This is a genomic window from Gemella parahaemolysans, from assembly GCF_053758945.1.
The window spans coordinates 39776-63578 of sequence record NZ_JBSMTP010000007.1 but is presented as its reverse complement, the minus strand read 5'-3'; the positions used below and the strand labels follow the sequence as shown (position 1 = coordinate 63578).

The following is a 23803-nucleotide window of genomic DNA, read 5'->3' as shown; positions in this document are numbered from 1 at the left end:
TTTAGATAAAGACTGTTAAATCAACATTTGAAAAATAATAGACACCTATAATATAACATAAAAACGTTTTAAATGAAATAGATTATCAGTATCTTTTATGTGAAAAATAAAACAAATTTTATGAATTGATAAAAAATTATACTTACTAATTTAAAATAATATTTAAAATTTAGTTTTTTTATTATTTATAAAAAAGTCAAGAGAATATTTGTATAGACTTATTTATGGTTTTTTCTTATTTCAAAAATGTATCTAAACTAAAAAAATAATTTTTCTTAGTTTATATTAATTTTTCTTTTTAAAAATTTACTAAATATTTTCTATGTAGTATAATCTAAAAGGAAATATTTTTGTAAGGAGAGCAAAATGGCTAAATTTTATGCAGTAAGAAAAGGTAAAAAAACTGGAATATTTTCAACATGGGATGAGTGTAAAGAGCAGGTTACAGGTTTTAAGGGTGCGATATACAAAAGTTTTAAAACTTTAGAAGAAGCAGAAGAGTTCGTAAAAGGTAACGAAGAAAAGATAGAGAATGTGGAAGCAGTTGATGGGGTATATGCATATATAGATGGAAGTTTTGATAGAGTACAAGGTATCTATGGTTCTGGAGTAGTTATAGTAGAAGGCGATAAGAAATATGAGTTCAAACATGCTGGGAATAGAGAAGATTATGCACAATTACACAATGTTGCTGGAGAATTAGAGGCGGCCAAGTATGTTATGTGGTACGCAGTAGATAAAAAAATCAAAGAAATCACTTTGTTTTATGACTATCAAGGAATAGAATCTTGGGCAACTGGAGATTGGAAGGCGAACTTACCTTATACACAAGATTATGTGAGATTTTATAATAAGATAAAAACAGTAGTGAAGGTTAATTTTGTAAAAGTGAAGGCACATACAGGTGTTGAACTTAATGAGGTTGTTGATAAACTTGCGAAGGATGCAATTGAAGAATTTAAATCGAATTAAATAAGAAATAGATTAAGCTGGGTAATGATTTGAAAATATAATTTTTAAGTCTTACCCCTTTTATTTGTTTAAGTGTTTAAATATGTTATAATTATTAAAATATAGTTTAATAAATGAAAAAAAGGAGGGGGAAAATGAGTAAAACAATTGATAATAAGCAAATATTTAATAAAATAGTGAATCTTATTTACAAAGATAAAAAACGAATAATAATTGCACTAATAGTTTCTATTGCATCTTATTATTTTACGTTATACCCAACTGATAGGTTAAGTTATATAGTTGATGATATAGCAGGAGGAAATATTGATTTTTATGGTGTAGTTAATGAAATTCTAAGAATTGTTTTAGCTGGAATAGCACTATATATTGTTTATTTCTTTAAAGAATATTATACATTTATAGGGTATGATAAAGTTATTAAAGATATGACCTATGATATTCAATATGATATTTATAGACATACTCCAGTATTTTTTAATAAATTTAGTATTGGAGAAGTTATTAGTAGATCAACAAATGATATTACGAATTATATTGCGCCACTTTTTGGTTATGGAATTCTATTAATTTTTGATGGAATAATTTACAATTTATTTATAAGTGTTCTTATATTTAACAAATCTAGTTTAATTTATTTATTACTGATTCATATACCTTTGATTCTTCAGACTATTTATTTAGTTAGAAGACGTAAGGTTCAGGAAAAGTACTATAACGAAATGGCGAAAACTATGGATGAAATTACAGAAGAGACTTTAGAAAATGTTAAAGGTATTCGTGTAATTAGAGCTTATAGCTTGCTAGATAGAGTGAGAAATAGTTTTGTAGGAAAACTTAGAAGCTATGCTAGAAGTAATGAAGAATACATGAAGAAAACTCTTGTCTATCAACCACTTAATACAGTATCATTAGCGACAAGTTACATTATAGCTGTAGCTTGTGGATTTTACTTTATTAGTTTAGGAATGATGACATTAGGAGAGTTAATCTCAGTCTGTGTAGTTATAGGTATGATTCAGTGGCCATACATTGCTTTATCTGAGTTAGTTATTATGATTATAGAAGTACGTCAAGCTACCAAAAGAATCCTAGAAATCTCTGATAAAAAAGCTGATGTTAATAATGACCTAGCTGAAAGTAATTTTGAGTTTAATAGTAGTATTGAATTTAAAGATTTTAATTTCAGTTACGAGGATAATAATCATATATTAGAAGATATTAATTTTTCAATTAATAAAGGAGAAACTATAGGAGTAGTAGGAAAGACTGGTAGTGGGAAAACGACATTTATCAAGCAATTGCTTCGATTATATCCAATAAAAGAAAATACGCTACTTCTTGATGGTAAGGGGATTGAGCAATATTATGATTATTCTGTTAGAGAAAAAATTGGTTATGCGCCACAAGAATATCAGTTGTTCTCAAAATCTATAAAAGAAAATGTATTATTTTATAGAGATGATTTAGAGGACAGATTAGACAAGGTGTTGGAACAAGCTGATATTAAAAAGGATATTAGTAGATTTAAAGATGGTATTGATACCCTTGTAGGAGAAAATGGTCTATCTCTGTCAGGTGGGCAAAAACAACGGTTAGGTATAGCAAGAGCATTGTTATCTAATCCTGAAATCTTAATACTCGATGACAGTCTAAGTGCAGTAGATTCTAATACAGAAAAAACTATTATAGAAAATATTAAGAAAACCCGAGAAGGTAAGACTAATATAATAGTAGCTCATAGAATTTCTGCAGTAAGGCATGCTGATAAAATAGTTGTATTAGATAATGGTAAAATATTAAATTTTGGAACGCATGATGAGCTTCTTGAAAAATGCCCTTGGTATAAACAACTAGATGAGTATCAAAATAAGGAGGTAGAAGATGATGAAGAATAAAAATCCGTTATTTCAATTTCTTCCTTATATGAAAAAAGCAAAAAGATCTTATATAATAGGTTTTGTTTTTTCATTATTAAATGTTGGGCTAGGGGTTGCTGGTGTATATGTGTTGTCGAAAGTTTTTGATGGTATAACTGGAAATTTGACACGTCAGATAATTTTAAAATCATTGGTGGTAGTAGCTGGTTATGGACTTATATTACTATGTTCAGGAATTTCTAACTATATTAGAAATATTTACTTAGTAAAAGGAGCTAACGAGGTTTACGTTAGAATTCAGATGCAGGTATACGATCATATTCAAAGTCTACCGATTAAGTATTTCGATAATATGCCCGCTGGTTCTGTAGTATCTAGAATAACAAGTGATGTAAACCAAATTAGAACATTTTTTGTCTCGACATTTGTGCAGATACTAATAATTGTACTTAAGATTATTTTTTCTTATATTGTATTATTTTATGTTGATGTACGTTTTGGATTATTTATGCTGGCGTTATTCCCGGTAATGTTTATAGTATTAAAAATTTACAACAAGTTATCTATAGATAGTATTAAGGGATACAGACGTAAATTTTCTCAAAGTAATGGGATTATAAATGAAAATTATCAAAATTTAGAAATCATCAAAGCTTTTAATAAAGAAAAAGAGAGCATTGAAGATTGGAATAAGCATAATGAAGAACGTTATAAATATTGGAAAAAACTAAATCTAGTAGATAGTCTGTTACTTCATAATATAACTGGAGTATTTAGAATTGTGATTTTCATAGGTATTGTTTATTACTATTCGTATTCACACTTTAATAATGTTTATGGTATTACATTGGGAATGGTATATCTATTTATAAATTATACTACTGATATAATTTATAGAATCGCAGACTTTACAATGGGGATTTCTAATTATATCAGAGCACAAGGTGCAGCTATAAATATTCAGGAGATACTTAAGTTAGAAGTTGAGGAAGACAATCATAATGATATTACTGAGGATGATTTCCGAGGAAATATTAAATTCGAAGATGTGTATTTTTCTTATAAAGATGATTTTTATGTGCTTCGTGATTTAAATCTTGAAATCAAAGAAAATCAAACTGTAGCCTTTGTAGGACATACAGGAAGCGGTAAGAGTACAATAATGAACTTAATTGTTAAGTTTTACAGTACGACTAAAGGTAGAGTCCTAATTAATGGTAGAAATATAAATGAGTATAGTAAGGAATATCTAAGAGAAAAAACAGCAATAGTACTTCAGGATTCATTTTTATTTGAAGGGACTTTACTCGAAAATATTACTACTTCAAATGATGAAAAAATTGCTAGAGAGGCCTTATCTAGAGTTGGAGGAGATTTCATATTAGAAAATCGCTCGTTGGACTCAAAAGTAGAAGTAGGTGGAAATAACTTTTCTACAGGTGAGAAGCAACTTATTTGTCTAGCTAGAGCTTTGGCTAAAGATCCTAAGATTTTGATTCTTGATGAATCGACTGCCAATATCGATAGTGAAACAGAACAAAATGTAAGTCGTGCTATAGAAGAATTAAAACAAGGACGAACAACGCTTATAATAGCTCATAGATTATCGACTATAAAAAATGCAGATATGATTTATGTCCTTAGAAAAGGGAAGGTAATTGAAAGTGGAACACACGAACAATTATTAGCTCTTGAGGGAAGTTACAAAAAAATGTATGAAACTCAAGTAAAAGGATAAAAAAAGAGTGATTCGAAAAATCAGATTTAAATGAATCTTGATTTTCGGATTACTCTTTTTTTAATAATTATTTTTTGAATACAAATTCGTATGCTAAATCAATATCTTTGAATGAAATCATTACTGTTTCATAACCAAGAGGTTTGAATAGTTCATTAACAGCAGTAGCAACTTTTTCGCAAACTTCAACAGGTCGGTGAACCCAACCAATTTCAAGATTTGCTCTGCTGATTTCTTCTCCATCAAGAATAGCAACACTTTCAATTAAATCTAATGTGAATGCTTCGCGTGGTCTTTCGATTATTTCAGCAATAGTATCGAAAAGTTCAGCACTAACTTTTTTTAAATCTTCTTTTTTAAATCCTCTAGCAACTATACGTGGCATAATAGACCTCCATTATTTGAATTCGTTTTCTTTTATTATAACACAATATGCAGTTTTTTTACTAGAAAATATCTGAAAGTAGTTATTTTAGAAATTTATATGTAATTAAATTTTTATTTATAATAAATAGTAATGATTTTCATTATATCAGTAAATTAAAGAAAATATTATGTTTTTTAGTTGATTAGAAGAATTGGAAAAGTATTTTCTTGATTATTTTACTTACAAATATTACCATTTATTAGAATAATGTGGTATGATAGAAGGTAGGAAAAAAATATCAAAATAAATACTGAGGAGAAATTTTTATTAAACTTTTATATAGGAAATACTTTTCATTAATAATATTATTTTTAGTTTGCCTAGTTATCTATTTGTTTTCTAGTCAACCTGGAGAAGAATCATTAAAAATTTCTAATGATTTAATCGTAAGAAAATTAGGTCACTTTAGTGAGTATATGGCCTTAGGTTTTTTCTCTTTTTGTTATTTGTCTAGTTTTTTAATGAAAAATAATAAGAAAAGAGATTTAAAAAAAACTGTTATATTAAGTCTTTTGTTTTCTATTATTTATGCCTCAAGTGATGAATTTCATCAGAGTTTTGTAGTAGGTAGAGATGGGAATATTATTGATGTATTAATAGATAGTAGCGGATCTTTAGTCGGAGTATTGATTTCAAGTATGATATATTTTTTTGTTATAAAAAAATAGTAAAAAATATTTTAGTTTTTAGTTGTATTTTTTTTAGAAAAGATATAAAATAATTACTTAGATAAATAAAAATTAAAGGAGGAGTTATTGATGCTTAAAGCGCTTATTGTAGAAGATGACAAATTGTTAGCTGCATCATTGAAAGCTGCAATTTCAGAGAAATTTGATGCTGATGTTTGTTATAATGGATTAGATGGACAAAAACTTGTAAATGAGAACGTGTATGATTTTGTTATAGCTGATAGTATTTTACCAGGAATGGGCGGAATAGATTTACTGGATTATATTCGTGAAGAAAAAGAACTTAAAACACCAGTGATTGTAATAACTATAGCTGAATCAACAGAAGAAAAGGCTAGAGTTATGAAGTATAGAGTAACAGAATATCTACCACGTGTAGCGGATGCTTCTCTTTTATTGACAACAATGTCGAACTTACTTCAACGCGAAAGTAACTTGAAGGGTGAGAACGAAATTACTTATAAAGATTTAGTATTAGATCTTAAAAATGAATTGGTATCTTCAAATGAAGGGACATTAGACACTATTAAAGGGAAATATCTTGAATTGTTATCGTTCTTTGTAATTAATAATAATATTGTATTAGAAAAAGAAGAAATTTTTGACCGTGTGTGGGGTGTTGATTCAGAAACAACTATAAATGCTATTGAAGTATATATTTCTGGATTAAGAAAAGAATTAAGAAAAATTGGTTACGATAAAAACTTAAGAACCGTTCGCGGTGTCGGGTATACATTTGAGTAGGTAGGAGCATGGAATTTAATTATCCAATAGATTATACATTATACAATACTGATGAGATAACTAGTATTATCAAATTTTTAGATTTAGTAGAAGAATGTTATTTATCAGGGGTAGAACTGTCAGAGTTTAAGGTTGTATACAAAGAATTTAAGAGCGTAGTTCGAGCTAAATCTGAGGAAAATTCGTTATATCGTGATTTCAAAGAAATCACTGGATATGATGGTTATCAGGCAGTAAAAGAAATGAAAAATGAAAAACCAAAAATCAAGCTGTGAAGCTTAATTTTTGGTTTTTTTATTTATTTCAAGGAATCCAAAATGAAATTTAGTGTTTTTTCTAATAATTCTAGTAAAATTATATTTTTCAAATATATTGTCTCTAAAGTGAGCTTTAATAATTATTTTATCTTTACCCACGCGACTAGCTTCTTTTATAAATTCTTTGTATCGAAAATTTTTATCAGCTAATGGAGTAATTCCTGATAGATTTTCAGATTCTCTAATATTATGTGAAAACATTGGATCAAAGTATATTATATCAAATGTATTATCAGGAGATTTTTTTAAATAATCTATGCAATCATAGTTATGAGTTGTAATTTTTCTCATGGCTTTGTTTATTTTCTCGCTAGGAGATATATAATTTTTAAGTCCGTTACTAGTTATTAGATGTATAATCTTATTTTTTTCAATAGAAGTAACAGTGTGCCCGTAATAACTTAATAGAATACTATCACCAGCAAGCCCCATCGTACAATCTAGAATATTTTGTTTTTCTTTACCTATTATTTCGACTAACGGTTCATTATCTGAATTTTTTATTTTTAGTGCGGTTGTATCCAAATGAAAGAAAAATTCAGAGTTGTTTTCGAAATAACTAAGTTTATTTTTATAAACAACTATTACTCCTTTTTTGGTTCCTAGCAACTGTTTGATAGTACTTTTATTTCTTTTGATATATTTTAAATTTAATTCATCAGCTAGTTTTTGTGCTTTGTCATTTAATTCTAAGGTGGTCTTTACACTAGTTGTTACAATCATATTTTTCATTAATTATTAAAGTTTTCTCCTCTGTAATAATAATATCTACTTTTTTATCGTGCTTATCAGTTGGAACTCTTTCTTGGAGAAGTTTATCGTAAGATAAACCTATACTTGTTTTATATTTGTTTTTTGCAAAGTATTTATCATAGTATCCTTTACCATAACCAAGTCGATATCCCTTTTTATCAAATACTATAGAAGGAGTGATTACTAGGTCAATATTGTCGGTAAAATAATTGCAACTTGTAGGCTCGAGTATACCAAAACAACCTTCAGTTAATTCCTCTAGTGAAGTTATATGTACAAGATTCATTGTATTGTTATCAATTTTTGGGACAAAGATTTGTTTTTTATTTATCCATTTTTTTATAAAAGGTATGGTTGCTATTTCACTTCCAAAGCCTACAAAAATAAATATCTTTGTAGCTGATTTAAATAATTCATTAGTTTCAATTGTTGAAAGAATTTTAGTAGATGCATAGTCGCGGTAGTCATCAATTAGTTTATTTCGCTTAGTGATAAACTTTTTTCTAAGTTCTTGTTTCATAGTAAATTCACCTCATATTATATTATATCATAAATTTAAATGTAATTTTAATTTAATTAATGAGTAAGCTCTTTATCGGATTATGTAAATAAAAAAAACTATATTATATCTGTAATATAATTTTTATAAGTCTAGTATTTATAAAAGTTAATATAAAAACAAATATGGATTTTAATAGTAAATAAAATTATACTGTTATAGTAGATTTTATGTATAAATTTTTAGAATTTTTATAATAATGTATGTACAAGTATAATCAATATTTTAAGAAAATATAATTAAATATAAAATGTATAAATACCTTTATAAGTGGATTTTAGAATTCCATAATATAAAGGGTATTATACAAATAAAAAAATCTTAAATTATGGATTATAATATGTAAAGAAGGAAAGTAGTAAAATAAAAAATAATTATTCAATATTTAATGGAAATAATAGTATAAATATGATATAATATAAAAGAAAATTTATGAGAAAGGAATCTTCTACAAATAATGACAAATTCAGAAAAAAATAAAGATATATTAAGTAGTGACGAATTGGGAAAAAATAGTAAAAAAACAGACGATTATTCAAGTTTACTAGAAAAGATTAGAAAACAAGTAGATATAGAAAATTCTTCTACTTACACTAGAAAATCGCATGATGAACAAGCAAGTTTTGAAGAAACAGTTGTGATGCCTACTGTGAGTGAAGAAGTAGATGTTCATGCTGAAACAGTTGTACTCGACAGAAATGAAATAGTGTATGCAATTGAGAAAGAACAAGTAAAAGAAGTGGAAAAAAGTCCAGTTGTATTAGAAGTGTTAGGACTTAAAAAACGTATAGGGCTTAAAACAATAGTTGAGGATATCACTTTTGATATGCATGAAGGTGAAATCATCGGATTACTTGGGCCGAACGGAAGTGGGAAGACCACTATAATGAGAATGATGGTAGGATTAACTAAAGCTACTAAAGGTGATGTCTATTGTTTTGAGAAACCTTTAGGCTTAGGGAAAACCGCTATGCTTAAAGAAGTTGGAGCGATGATTGAAACACCTGAGTTTTATAACTATATGTCTGGATGGGCGAACTTAAAACAATTTGCTCGTGTCTGTGGAAAAAAAGTAACAAGAGCACGTATGAAAGAATTGGTAGAATTCGTTGGCCTAAGTAAAGTAATTAAAAAGAAAGTTAAAACCTATTCTCTAGGTATGCGCCAACGTTTAGGATTAGCTCAAGCATTGCTTAACGATCCTAAAGTGTTAATTCTTGATGAACCTGTAAATGGTTTGGATCCACAAGGTGTGCAAGATTTTCGTAATAAACTTAAAGAGATAGCAGCTACAGGAGTATCTATCTTAATTTCATCACACTTATTAGATGAAATTGAAAAAGTTTCTGATAGAATTATTGTTATTGAAAAAGGGAAAATTATTGCAGACGACAAACTAGAAAACCTTGTGTCAGATGAAATTGTTAAAACATTAATAGTAACTCATAATATAGAAAAAACAGAAGTGTTAATAGGAGAATTAGGTATTAGATATGAGTTGACTAAAGATGGATTTGTATTTGAAAATCTTAATCGTGAAGAAAAAGCTCGCATAATTACATATCTAGTTAATAATAATGTAGAATTAGATACAATTCGTGAGTTACACACATCATTAGAGGATCGATTCCTACAAATTACAGGAGGGGAGACAAAATAATGAAATTACTAATAAATGAGTTTATAAAAGATTATAAAAAGAAAACTACATGGTTATATTTCTTATTATCATTTGGGATTATTTTACTAAATAGTTACTTTACAAAAAGACAGTTTGAAGATGGTATTGACGCGGTGAAAATATTAAGTGGAATAACAATAGTTTCTGCTGCGTTAGCTATGGTATTTACATTAATTATGTTAGCTAATAACTTATCGCAAGAATATTCAAAAGGAACTATTAAGTTTTTATATACGAGACCTAAATCACGTTCTGCAATACTAACTGCAAAAATAGTTTTAGCATTTATTAATTATATTATTTTCTTAGTAGTAGGAACTATATTTGATTTTGTAACAAAAAACTATGTGTTTTTTGATGGGAAAGTAGGATTAAATTACTTAAATGATACTATAAAAGAAGGGTATTTTGGTAGAACAGTTGTTAGACAGCTTATTATTACAAATTTAGCAGATTTAGCAGTGTTTATCTTCTTCGTTGCTATGGTGGTGCTAGTATGTGTAGTGTTTAAAACACAAATTTTATCACTAGTATTAGTAATGTTATCACTTTTAGGAACTGGATTGATTCAAAGTTTAACAGTTTTTGCTGTTGAAAAATATTCATGGGCTAAATACCACATGTTTGATGTCCCATTATTTAGTGATTATTATAAAAATGAAGCAGCGCGTCAAGTTGTAAAAGAAATATTCAAATTTGAAAATGCAAATGCATTAATCATTATGCTGGTAGGGTATAGTTTTGTGTTCTTTACAATTTCGTATATTGTAAATGCACGTCGTGATATTACAATTGATTAAAATTAAAAGTTGTTAGGAGGTAGGTAAAATGAGAAGTTCATTAAAAAAAATTGAGAGAATTAAAGATATTTTAGATTTAAATGGAGATGTGTTAACTTATAAATATTCGGAAGAAGATGTCCGACTTGACTTAGGGGAAGAACAATTAAGTAGTATTTTTAGTAGATTTATAAAGAGGAATTTACCGAAGATAAAAGAAGGATTACATGCAGGAAAACTTGTAAAATGCCAAAGTGGATTAGGGATATCGTGTTTATTCATTCCAAGTGAAGATGATGAAGAGTTTTATTTAATTACACCATTTTTGGAGTATTTAATACCAACAAAGTTATTCCAAGAAACATTAACAAAATATGGAGCAAGTATAAGTGAATTAATTTGTGATGTGTATTTTTCATTACCAATTACACCACGTAAAAAATTCAACTATTTAATAGAATTATTAGTAGGAGATGAAAATGTAGACTTCTTAGATGCAATAGTTTTAGTAGAAGACTCAAGTGTTAAAAACGTAAGAAGAGCTTCTTCTAGAAAGAATACGTACTTAAATGGAATTCTAGAGAGTGAAGTTAAATTTAAACGTGAAATATTAGAAGCTGTGGTAGATGGGAATATTTCACGAGTAAATATGTTATTTGATCTTCGTCATAGAAATCATGGAGTAGAAGAAAATAATGTTAAACAAGGAATTAATGTGCAACGTAGAAAATCATATAATATGAATGATTTATTACGTTATGCTTTAGAGCAAGATAATGATGATTATTTAGGTATTGAGGAATTATGGGTTAAAATAAAAAATAAACTTGATAATTACGACTTATCAGAGGATGTTATTAGAAGCTACTGCTTACTTGTTGACAGAAATAAATATAAAGATAAACAAGCTGTAGTTCGTAATTGTATAGCTTATATTAATGATCGTATTTCTGAAAAAATCAGCTTAGATAATGTAAGTGACTACCTAGGTGTTAATAAGAGTTATTTATCATCAATCTTCAATAAAGATATGGGAATTAGTATTGTAGACTATATTCATGATAAACGTATTTCTAACGCTTGTTACTTATTAGCTAATACTGATTTTTCGATTTCAGAAGTAGCTGATTATATTGGATACTTTGATACAAGTTATTTCATTAGAATATTTAAAACTCTAGTTAAAATGACCCCTCTTAAATATAGAGAGTCATTATCAAAAAGATAGTAAAAGGGATTGTTGGCTAATATATTAGTCGGCAATCTTTTTTCTACTAGTAATTAAAATTAATATATTTGTATTTTACTACTTGCATTTTAGTAATTGTGGTATAATATATTCATTCTTTAAAATAAGTTAATCATAGGAGATTATAGATGATTTTTGCATTAGATGTTGGAAATACTAATATTGTACTTGGAGTATTTGGTAGTGATTATAAAATGCTTCATTCTTGGCGTATTGCTACAGATAATACTAAAACTGAAGATGAACTTTATGTTATTATTCGAAACTTTTTCATTGATAAAGGGATAAAGTTTGAAGATTTTGATGGAGTAGTTATCTCAAGTGTAGTGCCTAAGATGATGTTTGCATTAGAATTGCTGAGTAAAAAATATTTTGAAAAAGAACCCGTTATAGTTTCAGCAGAAATTAATACCGGTATAAAAGTTCCAGAGCCATATAGTAGTAAACTTGGGGCGGATCGTGTTGTTGATATCGTTGGTGCAAAAGTTAGTTCATACTTGCCTGCCATCGTGGTAGACTTTGGGACAGCGACAACTTTTGATTGTGTAGATGAAGATATGAATTACCGTGGAGGTATTATCTGTCCCGGAATGAATATTAGTGCGGAAGCATTGTATGCAAGAGCAGCTAAATTACCTAGAGTTGAGTTTGAAGCGGTTAGTACTTCTTTAGGTTTAGATACAACTAGCCAGATGCAAGCAGGATTATTCTATGGTTTCCTGGGACAATTTGAAAATATTATTAGAAACTTGAAGCAAGATTTAGATAAAGATTACAAAGTAGTATTAACAGGTGGTCTATCTAAATTTATAGCAAAATATAGTGATGTAGTTGATATAGTTGATGAAGAATTAACATTAAAAGGTATTATTGAATTATATAAAATGAATAAAGAAAAATAATATTTAATAATATTATTTATTAATTGAGAAAAATAAAAGATTTACCACTCGAAAAGGAGAGGTAAGTCTTTTATTCCGAATATAATAAAAACAAAGATTTTAGTGTAGTTTAAAAGGAGATAAATTGATATGAAAATTACTGTTTTTTGTGGAGCTAACAATGGTAGAAATGAAGCATATAAGGAAAATGCTAAAGAACTTGGGAAGTGGATTGTCGATAATAATCATACTCTAGTTTACGGTGGAGGTAAAATAGGTTTAATGGGTATTATAGCAGATACTGTATTAGATAATAATAGCGAAGTCATTGGTGTAATGCCTCAATTTTTAGTAGATAGAGAGATAAGCTATACTGGTATTACTGAATTTATTATTGTTGATGACATGTCTATAAGAAAGGAAAAGCTTGTTGATTTTGGTGATGTGTTTGTCGCTTTACCAGGAGGCCCTGGAACATTAGAAGAAATCTCACAGGTAATTTCATGGGTAAGAGTAGGGAAAAAAGATGCACCATGTATATTAATGAATGTTGATGGATACTATGATTTTCTAGAACAATATTTTGATAAGATGGTTGAAGAAGGATTTTTAACTAAAGAAGATAGAGAAAGAACATTATTTACTGATAGTGTAGCTGAGATGCAAGAGTTTATCATAAATTATAATAATAAATAAGAGAAGACGAGAGTGATTCAAAAATCGTGATTTCGAAGAAATCGATTTTGTCGAGTCACCTCCGTACAGTTCATTAGATATCTAAAAAGCTTTTATAAAGCGAATTTAGATATCAATAAACCACTGCGTCTATGAGTTCTCATACGAACATTGTTAAATTTTAGGAATTTTTTGTTAGTCACTATTAATATATAAAAAAATAGACAATAATAAAAATTAAATGTATAATAGAAAATCGTAAGAAATTTTTAGAAGTATAAGAATTTGAAAGGAATTTATTTTAATGAAAGATTATTTGATTAGAGGATTAGCCTTTAATGATGAAATTAGATTTTTTGTAACAAAAACTACAGATTTAGTAGAAGAAATCAGACAAAGACACGATGCGTATCCAACGGCAATCGCAGCAGTAGGACGTACTGCTACAGTTACTACTATGATGGGGGCTATGCTTAAGAGTGGGGATAGAATTGATGTTGCAGTGCGTGGAGATGGTCCTGTAGGAACTATATACGCTTCATCAAATGAACTTGGAGAAACCACGGCATATGCGAAAAATATGCAGGTTCATATTCCAAGTAATGCAAAAGGGAAACTAGATGTAAAAGGAGTAGTAGGTGGTGGTAACATCACAGTAGTGCGTGATTTAGGATTAAATGAGAAGTATACTACTACCTCACCAATCGTATCTGGAGAAATCGCAGAAGACTTCACATATTACTTCGCGGCTAGTGAACAAGTACCTTCTGCAGTATCTTTAGGGGTGTTAGTAGAAACTGACAATTCTGTAATAGCTGCAGGTGGATTCATTTTACAGGTACTGCCAAATGCAACTAATGATACAATAACGAAGATTGAAAAAGCAATTAGTAATATTAAACCAATTTCTACGCTTATTCATGAAGGGAAAACTCCAGAAGAAATTGCAAATATTATCTTTGGTGGAGAAGAAAACTATCGTATCTTACATAAGAACGATGTTGAGTTTAAATGTACATGTTCTAAAGAACGTTATGCTGATGCTTTAGTAACATTAGGTAAAGAAGAGTTGGAAGATATTGCTAAACAAAAGACAACAGAATTAGTTTGTGCATTTTGTAAAGAAAAATATCATTTTTCTCAAAAAGAAATAACTGACTTATTAGACAATTTAAAATAATATTATGAATAAAGAGCCTTAATGAATAACATTTCATTAGGCTCTTGAATTTTCAATGAAAGTTTGGTATCATAAATAAAATTACTCAAAGTTTATATAGGAGGAGTTATGGAATTACTAAGAGAAATGGTTATTACCGATGGTAAAGTTTATGATAATAATGTCCTTAAAGTTGATTCATTTTTAAATCATCAAATCGATGCCGGTTTAATGATGAAAATGGCAGAATCTTTTTATGAGTATTTTAAAAAAGAGAAGATAACGAAGATTTTCACAATTGAGGCAAGTGGTATTGCACCGGCAATTATGGTTGCTAATTTGTTTAAAGTACCGATGGTGTTTGCTAAAAAGAGTAAGCCATCTACTTTGAAAAATAATGATGTGTATACTGCAGAAGTTCATAGCTATACTAAAAATATAACTAATACTATAGTAGTTTCTGAAAAATTCATTAATAAAGATGATAAAGTTCTTATAGTTGATGATTTCCTTGCTAATGGGCAAGCTACTCTAGGTCTTATGGAAATAGTAGAAAAGGCTGGTGCCGAAACTGTAGGTGTTGGTATCCTAGTTGAGAAAAGTTTCCAAGATGGTAGAAAATTATTAGATGAGAGAAATGTGAATGTATGTTCTTTATGTAGAATAGCTTCTCTTGAAAATAACGAAGTTAAATTTAATATATCAGATGACGAAAAATAAGAAAGGATTTTAATAAAATGTGGGAAAATAAATTTCAAAAAGAAGGTTTAACATTTGATGACGTACTTTTGGTACCAGCAAAAAGTGATATCTTACCAAAGAAGGTTGATTTAAAAGTTAGTTTAACGGAGAAAATCAAATTATCAGTACCTATTATTTCTGCTGCAATGGATACAGTAACAGAGCACAAAATGGCGATTGCAATGGCACGTGAAGGTGGTCTAGGTGTAATTCACAAAAATATGAGTATCGAAGAACAAGCTGAGCAAGTAAGAAAAGTTAAACGTTCAGAAAGTGGAGTAATAACTGATCCTTTCTTCCTTACACCAGATAGCTTAGTATATGAAGCAGAAGAGTTAATGCAACAATACAGAATTTCAGGTGTACCTATTGTAAATAATGAAAAAGATATGAAAGTAGTAGGGATCATTACTAACCGTGATATGAGATTTTTAACTGATTTCGATATTAAAATTAGTGAAGTAATGACTAAAGAGCATCTTATTACTGCTCCAGAAAAAACTACTTTAGAAGAGGCTAGTGAAATTTTACGTAGCCATAAAATTGAGAAATTAATCTTAACTAATGAAGAAGGAAAATTAACAGGATTAATTACAATTAAAGATATTGAAAAATTAGCTAAATACCCTAACTCAGCAAAAGATGCTAAAGGACGTTTATTAGTAGCTGGATCTGTTGGGATTACAAACGATACAGTAGACCGTGTAGATGCTTTAGTAGCTGCTGGAGTAGATGCTATCGTAGTTGATACAGCTCACGGACACTCTAAAGGAGTATTAGATGCTGTTAAAACATTAAGAACTAACTATCCTAACCTAGACATTATCGCAGGTAACGTTGCAACTGGAGAAGCTGCTCGTGATTTATTCGAAGCAGGAGCAGATGTTGTTAAAGTTGGTATTGGACCAGGATCAATCTGTACTACTCGTGTAGTTGCAGGGGTAGGGGTACCACAAATAACTGCTATCTATGACTGTGCGACAGTAGCTCGTGAATTAGGTAAAACAATCATCGCTGATGGTGGAATTAAATATACTGGTGACGTAGTAAAAGCTATCGCAGCTGGAGGACACGCAGTAATGTTAGGTTCTATGCTTGCTGGTTGTGAAGAATCACCAGGTGAATTAGAAATCTTCCAAGGTAGAACATTTAAAGCATACCGTGGAATGGGATCAATTTCTGCAATGGAAAAAGGATCTAAAGATCGTTACTTCCAAGAAGACGGTAAAAAATTAGTTCCAGAAGGAATCGAAGGACGTACACCTTATAAAGGTGCTGTTTCTGAAACAATTTACCAAATTATTGGTGGATTACGTGCAGGTATGGGTTACACAGGTTCACGTGATTTACGTGCACTTCGTGAAAACTCACAATTTGTTCGTATGACAGGTGCAGGGTTAATCGAATCTCACCCACATGATGTTCAAATTACAAAAGAAAGTCCAAACTACTCTAAATAATATGAAAAATAAAAAAGCTAGGATCTTGAAGTTCAAGTTCCTAGCTTTATTTGTTTTCTAGATTTGTTTAGTTAAATCGATCATCTCAAGAAGACCTTGGGCGCAGTCGCTTCCTTTATTTCCTGCTTTTGATCCAGATCTTTCGATAGCCTGATCTATGTCTTCAGTAGTTATAACACCGAACATAACAGGAATATCGCTATTAAGACTAATGTGCCCAACACCTTTTGCAACTTCGTTACAAACTAGATCATAGTGACTAGTACTTCCACGAATAACACTACCTAATGTAATAATACCATCGTATTTATTTGTAGCTACTAATTTTTTAGTGATAAATGGAATTTCAAATGCTCCAGGAACCCAGTAAACATCGATATTTTCTTCTTTTACTTCGTTTCTAATTAGCGTATCCTTAGCTCCACCTAATAATTTAGACGTAATAAATTCGTTAAAACGAGCTACTACGATTGCTACTTTAATATCTTTACCTATAAATTTTCCTTCAAATGTTGTCATAATAATATTCTCCTTATATGTCTAAAAAGTGATTAAATTTAATTTTTTTTGTTTGTAAATAGTATTTATTTTCTTTTTGTGGTTTTATATTTATTGGAACACGGTCTACCACATTTATTCCTAGAGAGCTTAGTTGTTCTACTTTGTCAGGATTATTAGTAAGAAGTTTTACTGATTTAATCCCTAAGTAGTCAAGCATATCTACGGCTATAGTATAGTCTCTTTCATCGGGAGCAAAACCTAGTTGAACATTAGCTTCATATGTATCAACCCCTTGCTCTTGTAGTTGATAGGCAAGAAGTTTGTTTCTTAATCCTATTCCTCGTCCTTCTTGACGTAGATAAAGAACAGCGCCACGACCTAAGTCAGAAATTTTTTGTAGAGCAGCATGTAGTTGTTCCCCACAGTCACACCTGTGTGAAGTGAAGACATCTCCAGTTAAGCACTCTGAGTGAACTCGTATTAATAAAGGTTCTTCAGAAGTTAAATCACCTTTACTAATGATTAAATGTTCTTTATTAAATTCATCTTCGAATAGCTGTAAATCAAAATCACCAAATTCTGTAGGTAATTTTACTTTGACACTATCTTCAAATGACAAAAAACGTGTTAGTTCATCCAAATCAACAACCGTTAAATTCCATTTTTTAGCGAATTCATATAAGTCATCTCTTCTAGCCATAGTGCCGTCTTCATTCATAATTTCACAGATGTATGTAGCTTCTGTACTATTAGCTAATCTTGCTAAGTCTAAACTTGCTTCTGTGTGACCACGACGAACCTTAATTCCACCGTCACGACCGATAAGTGGGAACATATGTCCGGGTCTATTGAAATCGTCAGGTCTAGAATTAGGACTTGCTAATTCTTTTATAGTTGTTGCTCTTTCGAAAGCTGAGATTCCTGTAGTTGATGTTTTGTGGTCAACGCTAACAGTGAATGCAGTCTCGTGTGGATCTGTATTTTTATCTAACATAGAGTGTAGATTTAATCTTTTAGCTATTTCAGTTGAAACTGGTGCGCAAATTAAACCACGTGCATGTTTTGCCATAAAATTAACAGTTTCGCCTGTAACAAATTCTGCTAGTCCTACTAAATCTCCTTCAGCCTCTCTGTCATCATCATCGATAAGAACGATTAATTTCCCAGCTTTTAAATCTTCTATTGCTTGTCTTACGTTATTAATCATTAAACTTTCCTCCAAATAGTTTTAATTGAGCTTTTATGTATTTTGCTAATATATCTGTCTCTATATTTACACTATCTCCAATTTTTAATTTTTCTAAATTCGTATGTTTAGCTGTATGTGGAATTAGCGATACCGTAAATTTGTTGTTATCACAAGTTACTACTGTTAAACTTATTCCGTTAATTGTAATAGATCCTTGGTTAATAATTTCCCCTTGGAACTTACTAGGATAAGAAAAAGTAAGTAGGATGGCATTTTCGTCTTTTTGTCTTGCTGCTAACTGTGCTAAACCATCACTATGTCCAGAAACAATATGACCTTCAAATCTATCTGAATGTCCCATTGCAGGTTCTAAGTTGACGGCATCATTTATTTTCAAATCTTTAAATGTCGTTCTTTTATAAGTCTCTGGCATAATATCTACAGTAAACTGTGATGAACTTTTTTGCACACATGTTAGACATACACCGTTTACCGCCATACTATCACCAATTTTATATGTTTCTAGTAAATTCTTACTCGCTTGAATAGTCAGTTTTATACTGTGGCTAGATTTAATAATTTTTACTATTTTACCTTGTTCTTTTATTAATCCTGTAAACATTGAGATACTCTCCTTCCTGAGATACGTATATCTTCGCCAAGTTTAGTAATCTTAGTATCATGAAGTTTTATTTTTTCATTTGTTATTCTACTACTAGTGAATGATGAAGTGTTGTTTCCACCTAAAAGAATAGGGGAGATATAAGTTATGACTTCATCCCAATACCCACTAGCTAAAAATTGATCGTGAATGTTAGGCCCACCTTCAACATAAATCGATTGAATACCTAGTCTCGCAATTTCTGATAATATTTCTTTTATGCTGAAATCTTTAGGTGTGATAAGAGTCACATGTGTAGGTAAGTTTTCGTATTTTACTTTTGTGAAAACTATAACTTCAGATGAACTATTGTTAAATAAGTTAAGATTACTTTGTTCAAAGATAGAACCTTCAGCATCTAGGACAATTCTTTTTGGTGGAAAAAGAGATGTATTAGCACCAAGTAATGTTGGATTATCTATTAATACCGTTTTGGCACCTACGAGAATTGCTTGATAATTATCTCTTTCATTTCTGACGAAATCATAGACTTCTTTACCGGTAATCTGTGTTCTTTCATCGGTAAAGGCTAGTTTTCCATCAAGACTGGTGGATTGTTTTAGAACTACATAAGGTCTTTTTTCAGTATGATATAGGTTGTAAGCGTAGTTTAAATTATAAGCCTCTTTTTCAAGAACACCAGTTATTATTTCTATACCATTATCTTGCAGATATTTGATACCTTTTCCACTTACGATAGGATTAGGATCCAATTGAGCAACAACTACTTTAGAGATACCCATTTCTACGATAGCATTTGTACAAGGTGGTTGTTTACCTTTATGATTACAAGGTTCTAAAGTAACGTAAAGTGTTGAATTAAATAATTTTTCAGGAGTTTTGCAAGTAGAAATTGCATTTTTTTCAGCATGTTCACAGCCGTATCGAAGGTGTGAACCTCTTGCGATAATTTCATTATCTTTTACAATAACTGCTCCAACCATTGGATTAGTATGTGTATATTTAGCACCACGCTTGGCTTCAAGAAGAGCAAGATTCATAAAATATTCATGCATATTATCAACTCCTTTCTAAAAATAAAAATCCCAATTACATTTGAATTTCAAATTTAATCGGGATTGATGGTTAGTTTTATATTCGATTAATAGACCTTAGTACTCTTAGATGCACCATAGGCTATAAAAATATTCTCGATAAAGCATTAGGTATTTTTATCCTAATACTACTAATTTCTTCTCCCATCCAGACTTTACTGTCGGTTCTGGAATTTCACCAGATCAGCTTGCGCTCACGGACTTCTAGTAAACTAGTCACCGCCGGTTGGGACTTTCACCCGACCCCGAAGAAATATTTAATTCATGACTTAATATTAACACTAATGAAAACGGTTGTCAATGATAAAAAATAAAAACTATCACAAAATATGAAATATACAATGTGATAGTTTTATTTAATTTATTATAAGAATTGTGCTAAACAAACGATAAGGATAATAATTGGAAGTACATATCTTAGTAAGAATAACCATACTTTGAATAATACTAGGCTAGATTTTTTATTTTCGTCGATGTGTAATTGTTCTAAAGCTACTTTTTTATCAAGTACATATCCTGTGAATATTGATAAAGCTAGACAACCAAGTGGCATTAGAATATTAGACACTAAGAAATCCATTAAATCGAAGACTGTTTTTCCAAATATTAATGTATTAGATAATGAACCGTAAGATAGAGCAGAAGGAATTCCAACGATGAAAGTCAAGATTCCGATAATGATACTAAATTTAGTACGGTTAGTATTTCTTTGATTAGTGATATTTCCTACATTAATTTCTAACATAACTACTGATGAAGTAATAGTAGCGAATAAGAATAATATTAAGAACAAGATGTAGAAGATTTTACCAAAAGCCATATTATTGAATAACTGAGGTAATACTATGAATAATAAACTTGGTCCACCTTCAGATTCCATACCGAATGAACTCATCGCAGGGAAGATTGCAAGACCAGCCATTACTGAAACAGCGATGTTCATTAATACAACTGAGATACCAGATTGAACAAGATTAGTTCTTCTGTCAAGGTAAGAAGCATATGTAAGCATAGCTGTAACTCCGATTGATAATGCGAAGAATGATTGTCCTAGTGCGAATAAAATTCCAGAGCTAGTGATTTTTGTGAAATCTGGTTTTAAGAAATAAGTCACACCGCTCATCGCATTAGGTAATGTTAATGATCTAGCGATAATTACTAGGAAGATAATGAATAATAGTGGCATCATAATTTTTGATGCTTTTTCAATACCTTTTTGAACACCACGAGATACTATATAAATATTCAATAAGATGAATAGTGCTTGGGCTCCTAGTGCAATCCAAGTATTAGAAATAATACTAGTGAAAAGTGCTGCATGATCAGTAGTAGAGTGAATACCAAGCGTATCTGCGATTGAAATACCAAGATATACTAGAATCCATCCACCGATAACACTGTAAAATGATAGTAAGATGAATAGTGCGAATCCACCGATATAACCAATAGCATTGTATTTTTTATTTTTTCCTAATTTACCAAAAGTTCTAATCGCTGATACTCCCGCACCACGACCTAGTACGAATTCAGCTAGAAGAAGAGGTAATCCAATTAATAATGTAAAGATAAGGAAGACTAGTAAGAATCCACCTCCACCATTAGCTGCGGTCATATAAGGGAACTTCCATACTGCACCTAGTCCTATTGCAGAACCAGCAGAGGCAAGTATGAATCCTATTTTAGAACTCCATTTTGAATTATCTGACATAAAATTTTCCTCCTAAATTTGATTTTAAAAATAATAAGTAAAAGCTATTTAGAAAATACTAAATAGCTTTTAAACATAAAATAATATGATACCCAAGGCCATTTAGTATTTTACCAATGGCCGAAAAACAAACTTAACTAGCCATTGTAGATATCGTTGCACTTATATCTACAATGCTATGAGATATAAGTGCTGCTAAAATGGCACGAAAAAGTATTCTCTGTTACTAGTTAAAATTGTATTTTTCATTATTGAGTAGCTCCTTTTTATAATTGTTGTTAAAATCTTAACATTTATCAGAAAATTTGTCAATTATTTTTTGGAAATCTTTATGAAAAAATTAAAGTGACATTGAATTTTCAAGTATAATATAGATATTATACAGACTGATATAATCATTAATTTTGGAATGTGTCTATGTTTTTTATACCTTATAATATAAAAAACAGACTCTAGAAAACTAGAATCTGCTTCTTTAATTTTTTAGTCGTTATCTAATTGCATGTAAACAACTTGAGTAGTTAAGTATTCTTCTAAACCGTGTTTACCGTCTGCTCCACCGATACCAGATTTACGACGTCCAGCGTGGAATCCTTGCATTGCTTCAAAGTTTTCACGGTTGATGTAAGTTTCACCGAATTTTAGACCGTTAACTGCTTTGAATGCAGTATTTAGGTTAGTAGTATAAACTGATGAAGTTAATCCATATTCTGAATCGTTAGCATATTCTAATACTTCTTCTAAAGTTTTGAATGTAGCGATTGGGATTACAGGACCGAATGTTTCTTCTTTCATAATGTTCATTTCGTTAGTTACGTCTGTTAAAACAGTTGGTCCAAAGAAGTATCCAACTTGATTTTCATCACGAGTTCCACCGTAAGATAGAGTAGCACCTTGTTTAACAGCGTAAGCAACTTTTTCAGCAACAGTATCTAAAGCGCGTTTTTCAATAAGTGGTCCGTAATCTACGCCACCTTCTTTATTAGGGTCACCGAATTTAACTTTATCAAGTTCAGCAAATAATAATTTTTCGAATTCAGCTTTAACATCTTCATGTACATATACTCTTTCTGCACAGTTACATACTTGTCCAGAGTTAATTACACGAGAAGCTACAATTGCTTTTGCAGCAAGATTTAAGTCTGCATCTTTAAATACGATAGCTGGTGCTTTTCCTCCAAGTTCTAGAGAAACGTTAGTAATGTTTTCAGCTGCCGCTTTCATAACTTCTTGTCCAGCTGTTAAGCTACCTGTTAAGCTTACTAATCCAACTTTTGGGTTAGAAGCTAATCTATTTCCAACTACAGATCCAAGACCGTGAACAATGTGAAGAACGCCTTTAGGAAGTCCTACTTCTACACAAATTTCAGCGAAAATATCTGCGTTAATTGGTGTTAATTGGCTAGGTTTAATAACGATTGTATTACCTGTTAATAAAGCTGGTGCAGCTTTTCTAGCGATTAAGAAGAATGGGAAGTTCCAAGGTAAGATACCAGTAGTTACACCGTGAGGGCGTTTGAATAGGAAGATGTGTTCATCTTTTCTATCACTTTGAATAATTTCCCCTTCGTATCTTCTAGCCCACTCAGCCATATAATCTAAATAATCAGCTGTAAATAATACTTCAACTTTAGCTAAATCGAAAGTTTTTCCCCCTTCGTTAACAATAGTTTGTGTAATTTCTGGTTCGCGTTCACGAATACGATCCGCAATTTTTCTTAAGTACGCTCCTCTTTCGACAGCTGGTAATTTCTCCCAATCACGTTGTGCAACTTCAGCGATATCAATAGCGCGGTCTACATCTTCTTTTGAAGAAGAAGGTACTTTTGCGATAACTTCTTCTGTTGACGGATTTAGCACGTCAAGATAATCATAATTTGAATTATTTTCGAATTCTCCGTTAATAAAATTTTTTAAAACTTTAATTTCACTCATAGTTTAAATCTCCTTTTTCTTTTTTTAGTAAGTAAACGTTACCATTTGTT

23 protein-coding genes and 1 riboswitch are annotated in these 23803 nt (G+C 30.2%); of the genes, 14 read left to right on the top strand and 9 right to left on the bottom strand.

Annotated features, from left to right (window positions below):
- The first annotated feature begins 366 nt into the window (after positions 1-366).
- The 3 genes from ACWOBP_RS05805 to ACWOBP_RS05795 all read left to right on the top strand — a co-directional run bounded on the left by ACWOBP_RS05805 (position 367) and on the right by ACWOBP_RS05795 (position 4590).
- Positions 367-972, top strand: a complete 606-nt coding sequence (locus tag ACWOBP_RS05805) for a ribonuclease H1 domain-containing protein (protein ID WP_455337887.1) — start codon at positions 367-369, stop codon at positions 970-972.
- Positions 973-1106: 134 nt separating this feature from the next.
- Positions 1107-2870: an ABC transporter ATP-binding protein gene (locus tag ACWOBP_RS05800; RefSeq protein ID WP_455337886.1), complete on the top strand. Its 1764-nt coding sequence runs from the start codon at positions 1107-1109 to the stop codon at positions 2868-2870.
- Positions 2857-4590, top strand: coding sequence for an ABC transporter ATP-binding protein (locus ACWOBP_RS05795; protein ID WP_455337885.1), 1734 nt, complete (start codon positions 2857-2859; stop codon positions 4588-4590). The genes ACWOBP_RS05800 and ACWOBP_RS05795 overlap by 14 nt, the downstream gene beginning before the upstream one ends.
- 67 nt (positions 4591-4657) lie before the next feature.
- Here the strand turns inward: ACWOBP_RS05795 and ACWOBP_RS05790 are convergent, their stop codons facing one another.
- Positions 4658-4975, bottom strand: a complete 318-nt coding sequence (locus tag ACWOBP_RS05790; RefSeq protein ID WP_003147927.1) for a DUF1904 family protein — start codon at positions 4973-4975, stop codon at positions 4658-4660.
- A gap of 302 nt (positions 4976-5277) precedes the next feature.
- Here ACWOBP_RS05790 and ACWOBP_RS05785 point away from each other — a divergent pair, with 302 nt between their 5' ends.
- The 3 genes from ACWOBP_RS05785 (at position 5278) to ACWOBP_RS05775 (ending at position 6725) form a co-directional block, all read left to right on the top strand.
- On the top strand, positions 5278-5685 hold the full coding sequence (locus ACWOBP_RS05785) for a VanZ family protein (RefSeq protein WP_455337895.1): 408 nt from the start codon (positions 5278-5280) through the stop codon (positions 5683-5685).
- Between the two features lie 90 nt (positions 5686-5775).
- Positions 5776-6450: a response regulator transcription factor gene (locus ACWOBP_RS05780; RefSeq protein ID WP_455337884.1), complete on the top strand. Its 675-nt coding sequence runs from the start codon at positions 5776-5778 to the stop codon at positions 6448-6450.
- A gap of 8 nt (positions 6451-6458) precedes the next feature.
- A complete protein-coding gene (locus ACWOBP_RS05775) occupies positions 6459-6725 on the top strand; it encodes a UPF0223 family protein (protein WP_455337883.1) in 267 nt (88 codons plus the stop codon).
- A gap of 3 nt (positions 6726-6728) precedes the next feature.
- On the opposite strand, the gene ACWOBP_RS05770 is transcribed toward ACWOBP_RS05775, so the two are convergent.
- Complete coding sequence (locus ACWOBP_RS05770; RefSeq protein ID WP_455337882.1) at positions 6729-7499, bottom strand: class I SAM-dependent methyltransferase; 771 nt, start codon at positions 7497-7499, stop codon at positions 6729-6731.
- On the bottom strand, positions 7474-8040 hold the full coding sequence (locus tag ACWOBP_RS05765) for a 5-formyltetrahydrofolate cyclo-ligase (protein WP_455337881.1): 567 nt from the start codon (positions 8038-8040) through the stop codon (positions 7474-7476). Before ACWOBP_RS05765 ends, ACWOBP_RS05770 begins: the two co-directional genes overlap by 26 nt.
- 496 nt (positions 8041-8536) lie before the next feature.
- On the opposite strand from ACWOBP_RS05765, the gene ACWOBP_RS05760 reads away from it, so the two are divergent.
- From ACWOBP_RS05760 to guaB, 8 genes are all read left to right on the top strand, one after another.
- The gene (locus tag ACWOBP_RS05760) at positions 8537-9739 is read left to right on the top strand and encodes an ABC transporter ATP-binding protein (RefSeq protein WP_455337880.1); all 1203 of its coding nucleotides are present in this window, start codon (positions 8537-8539) and stop codon (positions 9737-9739) included.
- Entirely contained in the window at positions 9739-10560 is an 822-nt protein-coding gene (locus ACWOBP_RS05755) for an ABC transporter permease (RefSeq protein WP_455337879.1), read from the top strand. The genes ACWOBP_RS05760 and ACWOBP_RS05755 overlap by 1 nt, the downstream gene beginning before the upstream one ends.
- Before the next feature lie 28 nt (positions 10561-10588).
- Entirely contained in the window at positions 10589-11767 is a 1179-nt protein-coding gene (locus ACWOBP_RS05750; protein ID WP_455337878.1) for a helix-turn-helix transcriptional regulator, read from the top strand.
- 149 nt (positions 11768-11916) lie between these two features.
- Complete coding sequence (locus ACWOBP_RS05745) at positions 11917-12690, top strand: type III pantothenate kinase (protein WP_455337877.1); 774 nt, start codon at positions 11917-11919, stop codon at positions 12688-12690.
- Between the two features lie 129 nt (positions 12691-12819).
- Positions 12820-13365 carry an LOG family protein gene (locus tag ACWOBP_RS05740; protein ID WP_455337876.1) on the top strand — a complete coding sequence of 182 codons (546 nt, stop codon included), beginning with the start codon at positions 12820-12822 and terminating at the stop codon, positions 13363-13365.
- A 283-nt stretch (positions 13366-13648) separates the two neighbouring features.
- Positions 13649-14524, top strand: coding sequence for an Hsp33 family molecular chaperone HslO (gene hslO, locus ACWOBP_RS05735; protein WP_455337875.1), 876 nt, complete (start codon positions 13649-13651; stop codon positions 14522-14524).
- Positions 14525-14632: 108 nt separating this feature from the next.
- Positions 14633-15223, top strand: a complete 591-nt coding sequence (locus tag ACWOBP_RS05730; protein WP_455337874.1) for a xanthine phosphoribosyltransferase — start codon at positions 14633-14635, stop codon at positions 15221-15223.
- A gap of 17 nt (positions 15224-15240) precedes the next feature.
- Positions 15241-16704 carry an IMP dehydrogenase gene (guaB, locus tag ACWOBP_RS05725; protein WP_455337873.1) on the top strand — a complete coding sequence of 488 codons (1464 nt, stop codon included), beginning with the start codon at positions 15241-15243 and terminating at the stop codon, positions 16702-16704.
- Positions 16705-16761: 57 nt separating this feature from the next.
- Here the strand turns inward: guaB and ribH are convergent, their stop codons facing one another.
- The 6 genes from ribH to aldA form a co-directional block, all read right to left on the bottom strand.
- Positions 16762-17223 carry a 6,7-dimethyl-8-ribityllumazine synthase gene (ribH, locus tag ACWOBP_RS05720; protein ID WP_455337872.1) on the bottom strand — a complete coding sequence of 154 codons (462 nt, stop codon included), beginning with the start codon at positions 17221-17223 and terminating at the stop codon, positions 16762-16764.
- 13 nt (positions 17224-17236) lie between these two features.
- Entirely contained in the window at positions 17237-18412 is a 1176-nt protein-coding gene (gene ribA / locus ACWOBP_RS05715) for a GTP cyclohydrolase II (protein WP_455337871.1), read from the bottom strand.
- Positions 18405-19016, bottom strand: a complete 612-nt coding sequence (locus ACWOBP_RS05710; RefSeq protein ID WP_004263116.1) for a riboflavin synthase — start codon at positions 19014-19016, stop codon at positions 18405-18407. Before ACWOBP_RS05710 ends, ribA begins: the two co-directional genes overlap by 8 nt.
- Positions 19001-20071, bottom strand: a complete 1071-nt coding sequence (ribD, locus tag ACWOBP_RS05705; protein WP_455337870.1) for a bifunctional diaminohydroxyphosphoribosylaminopyrimidine deaminase/5-amino-6-(5-phosphoribosylamino)uracil reductase RibD — start codon at positions 20069-20071, stop codon at positions 19001-19003. Before ribD ends, ACWOBP_RS05710 begins: the two co-directional genes overlap by 16 nt.
- 171 nt (positions 20072-20242) lie before the next feature.
- Positions 20243-20367, bottom strand: a riboswitch (FMN riboswitch).
- 107 nt (positions 20368-20474) lie between these two features.
- Positions 20475-21818 (bottom strand): sodium-dependent transporter, encoded by a 1344-nt coding sequence (locus tag ACWOBP_RS05700; RefSeq protein ID WP_455337869.1) that lies wholly within the window; start codon positions 21816-21818, stop codon positions 20475-20477.
- A 483-nt stretch (positions 21819-22301) separates the two neighbouring features.
- A complete protein-coding gene (aldA, locus tag ACWOBP_RS05695) occupies positions 22302-23753 on the bottom strand; it encodes an aldehyde dehydrogenase (protein ID WP_455337868.1) in 1452 nt (483 codons plus the stop codon).
- Between the last annotated feature and the right edge of the window lie 50 nt (positions 23754-23803).

Coding starts and splice junctions, on each gene's coding strand:
- ACWOBP_RS05700 (WP_455337869.1), bottom strand. CDS start 21,818: ATGTCAGATAATTCAAAATGGAGTTCTAAAATAGGATTCATACTTGCC.
- ACWOBP_RS05740 (WP_455337876.1), top strand. CDS start 12,820: ATGAAAATTACTGTTTTTTGTGGAGCTAACAATGGTAGAAATGAAGCA.
- ACWOBP_RS05790 (WP_003147927.1), bottom strand. CDS start 4,975: ATGCCACGTATAGTTGCTAGAGGATTTAAAAAAGAAGATTTAAAAAAA.
- ACWOBP_RS05765 (WP_455337881.1), bottom strand. CDS start 8,040: ATGAAACAAGAACTTAGAAAAAAGTTTATCACTAAGCGAAATAAACTA.
- ACWOBP_RS05730 (WP_455337874.1), top strand. CDS start 14,633: ATGGAATTACTAAGAGAAATGGTTATTACCGATGGTAAAGTTTATGAT.
- hslO (WP_455337875.1), top strand. CDS start 13,649: ATGAAAGATTATTTGATTAGAGGATTAGCCTTTAATGATGAAATTAGA.
- ACWOBP_RS05770 (WP_455337882.1), bottom strand. CDS start 7,499: ATGAAAAATATGATTGTAACAACTAGTGTAAAGACCACCTTAGAATTA.
- ribD (WP_455337870.1), bottom strand. CDS start 20,071: ATGCATGAATATTTTATGAATCTTGCTCTTCTTGAAGCCAAGCGTGGT.
- ACWOBP_RS05800 (WP_455337886.1), top strand. CDS start 1,107: ATGAGTAAAACAATTGATAATAAGCAAATATTTAATAAAATAGTGAAT.
- guaB (WP_455337873.1), top strand. CDS start 15,241: ATGTGGGAAAATAAATTTCAAAAAGAAGGTTTAACATTTGATGACGTA.
- ribH (WP_455337872.1), bottom strand. CDS start 17,223: ATGACAACATTTGAAGGAAAATTTATAGGTAAAGATATTAAAGTAGCA.
- ribA (WP_455337871.1), bottom strand. CDS start 18,412: ATGATTAATAACGTAAGACAAGCAATAGAAGATTTAAAAGCTGGGAAA.
- ACWOBP_RS05745 (WP_455337877.1), top strand. CDS start 11,917: ATGATTTTTGCATTAGATGTTGGAAATACTAATATTGTACTTGGAGTA.
- ACWOBP_RS05805 (WP_455337887.1), top strand. CDS start 367: ATGGCTAAATTTTATGCAGTAAGAAAAGGTAAAAAAACTGGAATATTT.
- ACWOBP_RS05760 (WP_455337880.1), top strand. CDS start 8,537: ATGACAAATTCAGAAAAAAATAAAGATATATTAAGTAGTGACGAATTG.
- ACWOBP_RS05780 (WP_455337884.1), top strand. CDS start 5,776: ATGCTTAAAGCGCTTATTGTAGAAGATGACAAATTGTTAGCTGCATCA.
- ACWOBP_RS05775 (WP_455337883.1), top strand. CDS start 6,459: ATGGAATTTAATTATCCAATAGATTATACATTATACAATACTGATGAG.
- ACWOBP_RS05755 (WP_455337879.1), top strand. CDS start 9,739: ATGAAATTACTAATAAATGAGTTTATAAAAGATTATAAAAAGAAAACT.
- ACWOBP_RS05750 (WP_455337878.1), top strand. CDS start 10,589: ATGAGAAGTTCATTAAAAAAAATTGAGAGAATTAAAGATATTTTAGAT.
- ACWOBP_RS05710 (WP_004263116.1), bottom strand. CDS start 19,016: ATGTTTACAGGATTAATAAAAGAACAAGGTAAAATAGTAAAAATTATT.
- ACWOBP_RS05795 (WP_455337885.1), top strand. CDS start 2,857: ATGATGAAGAATAAAAATCCGTTATTTCAATTTCTTCCTTATATGAAA.
- aldA (WP_455337868.1), bottom strand. CDS start 23,753: ATGAGTGAAATTAAAGTTTTAAAAAATTTTATTAACGGAGAATTCGAA.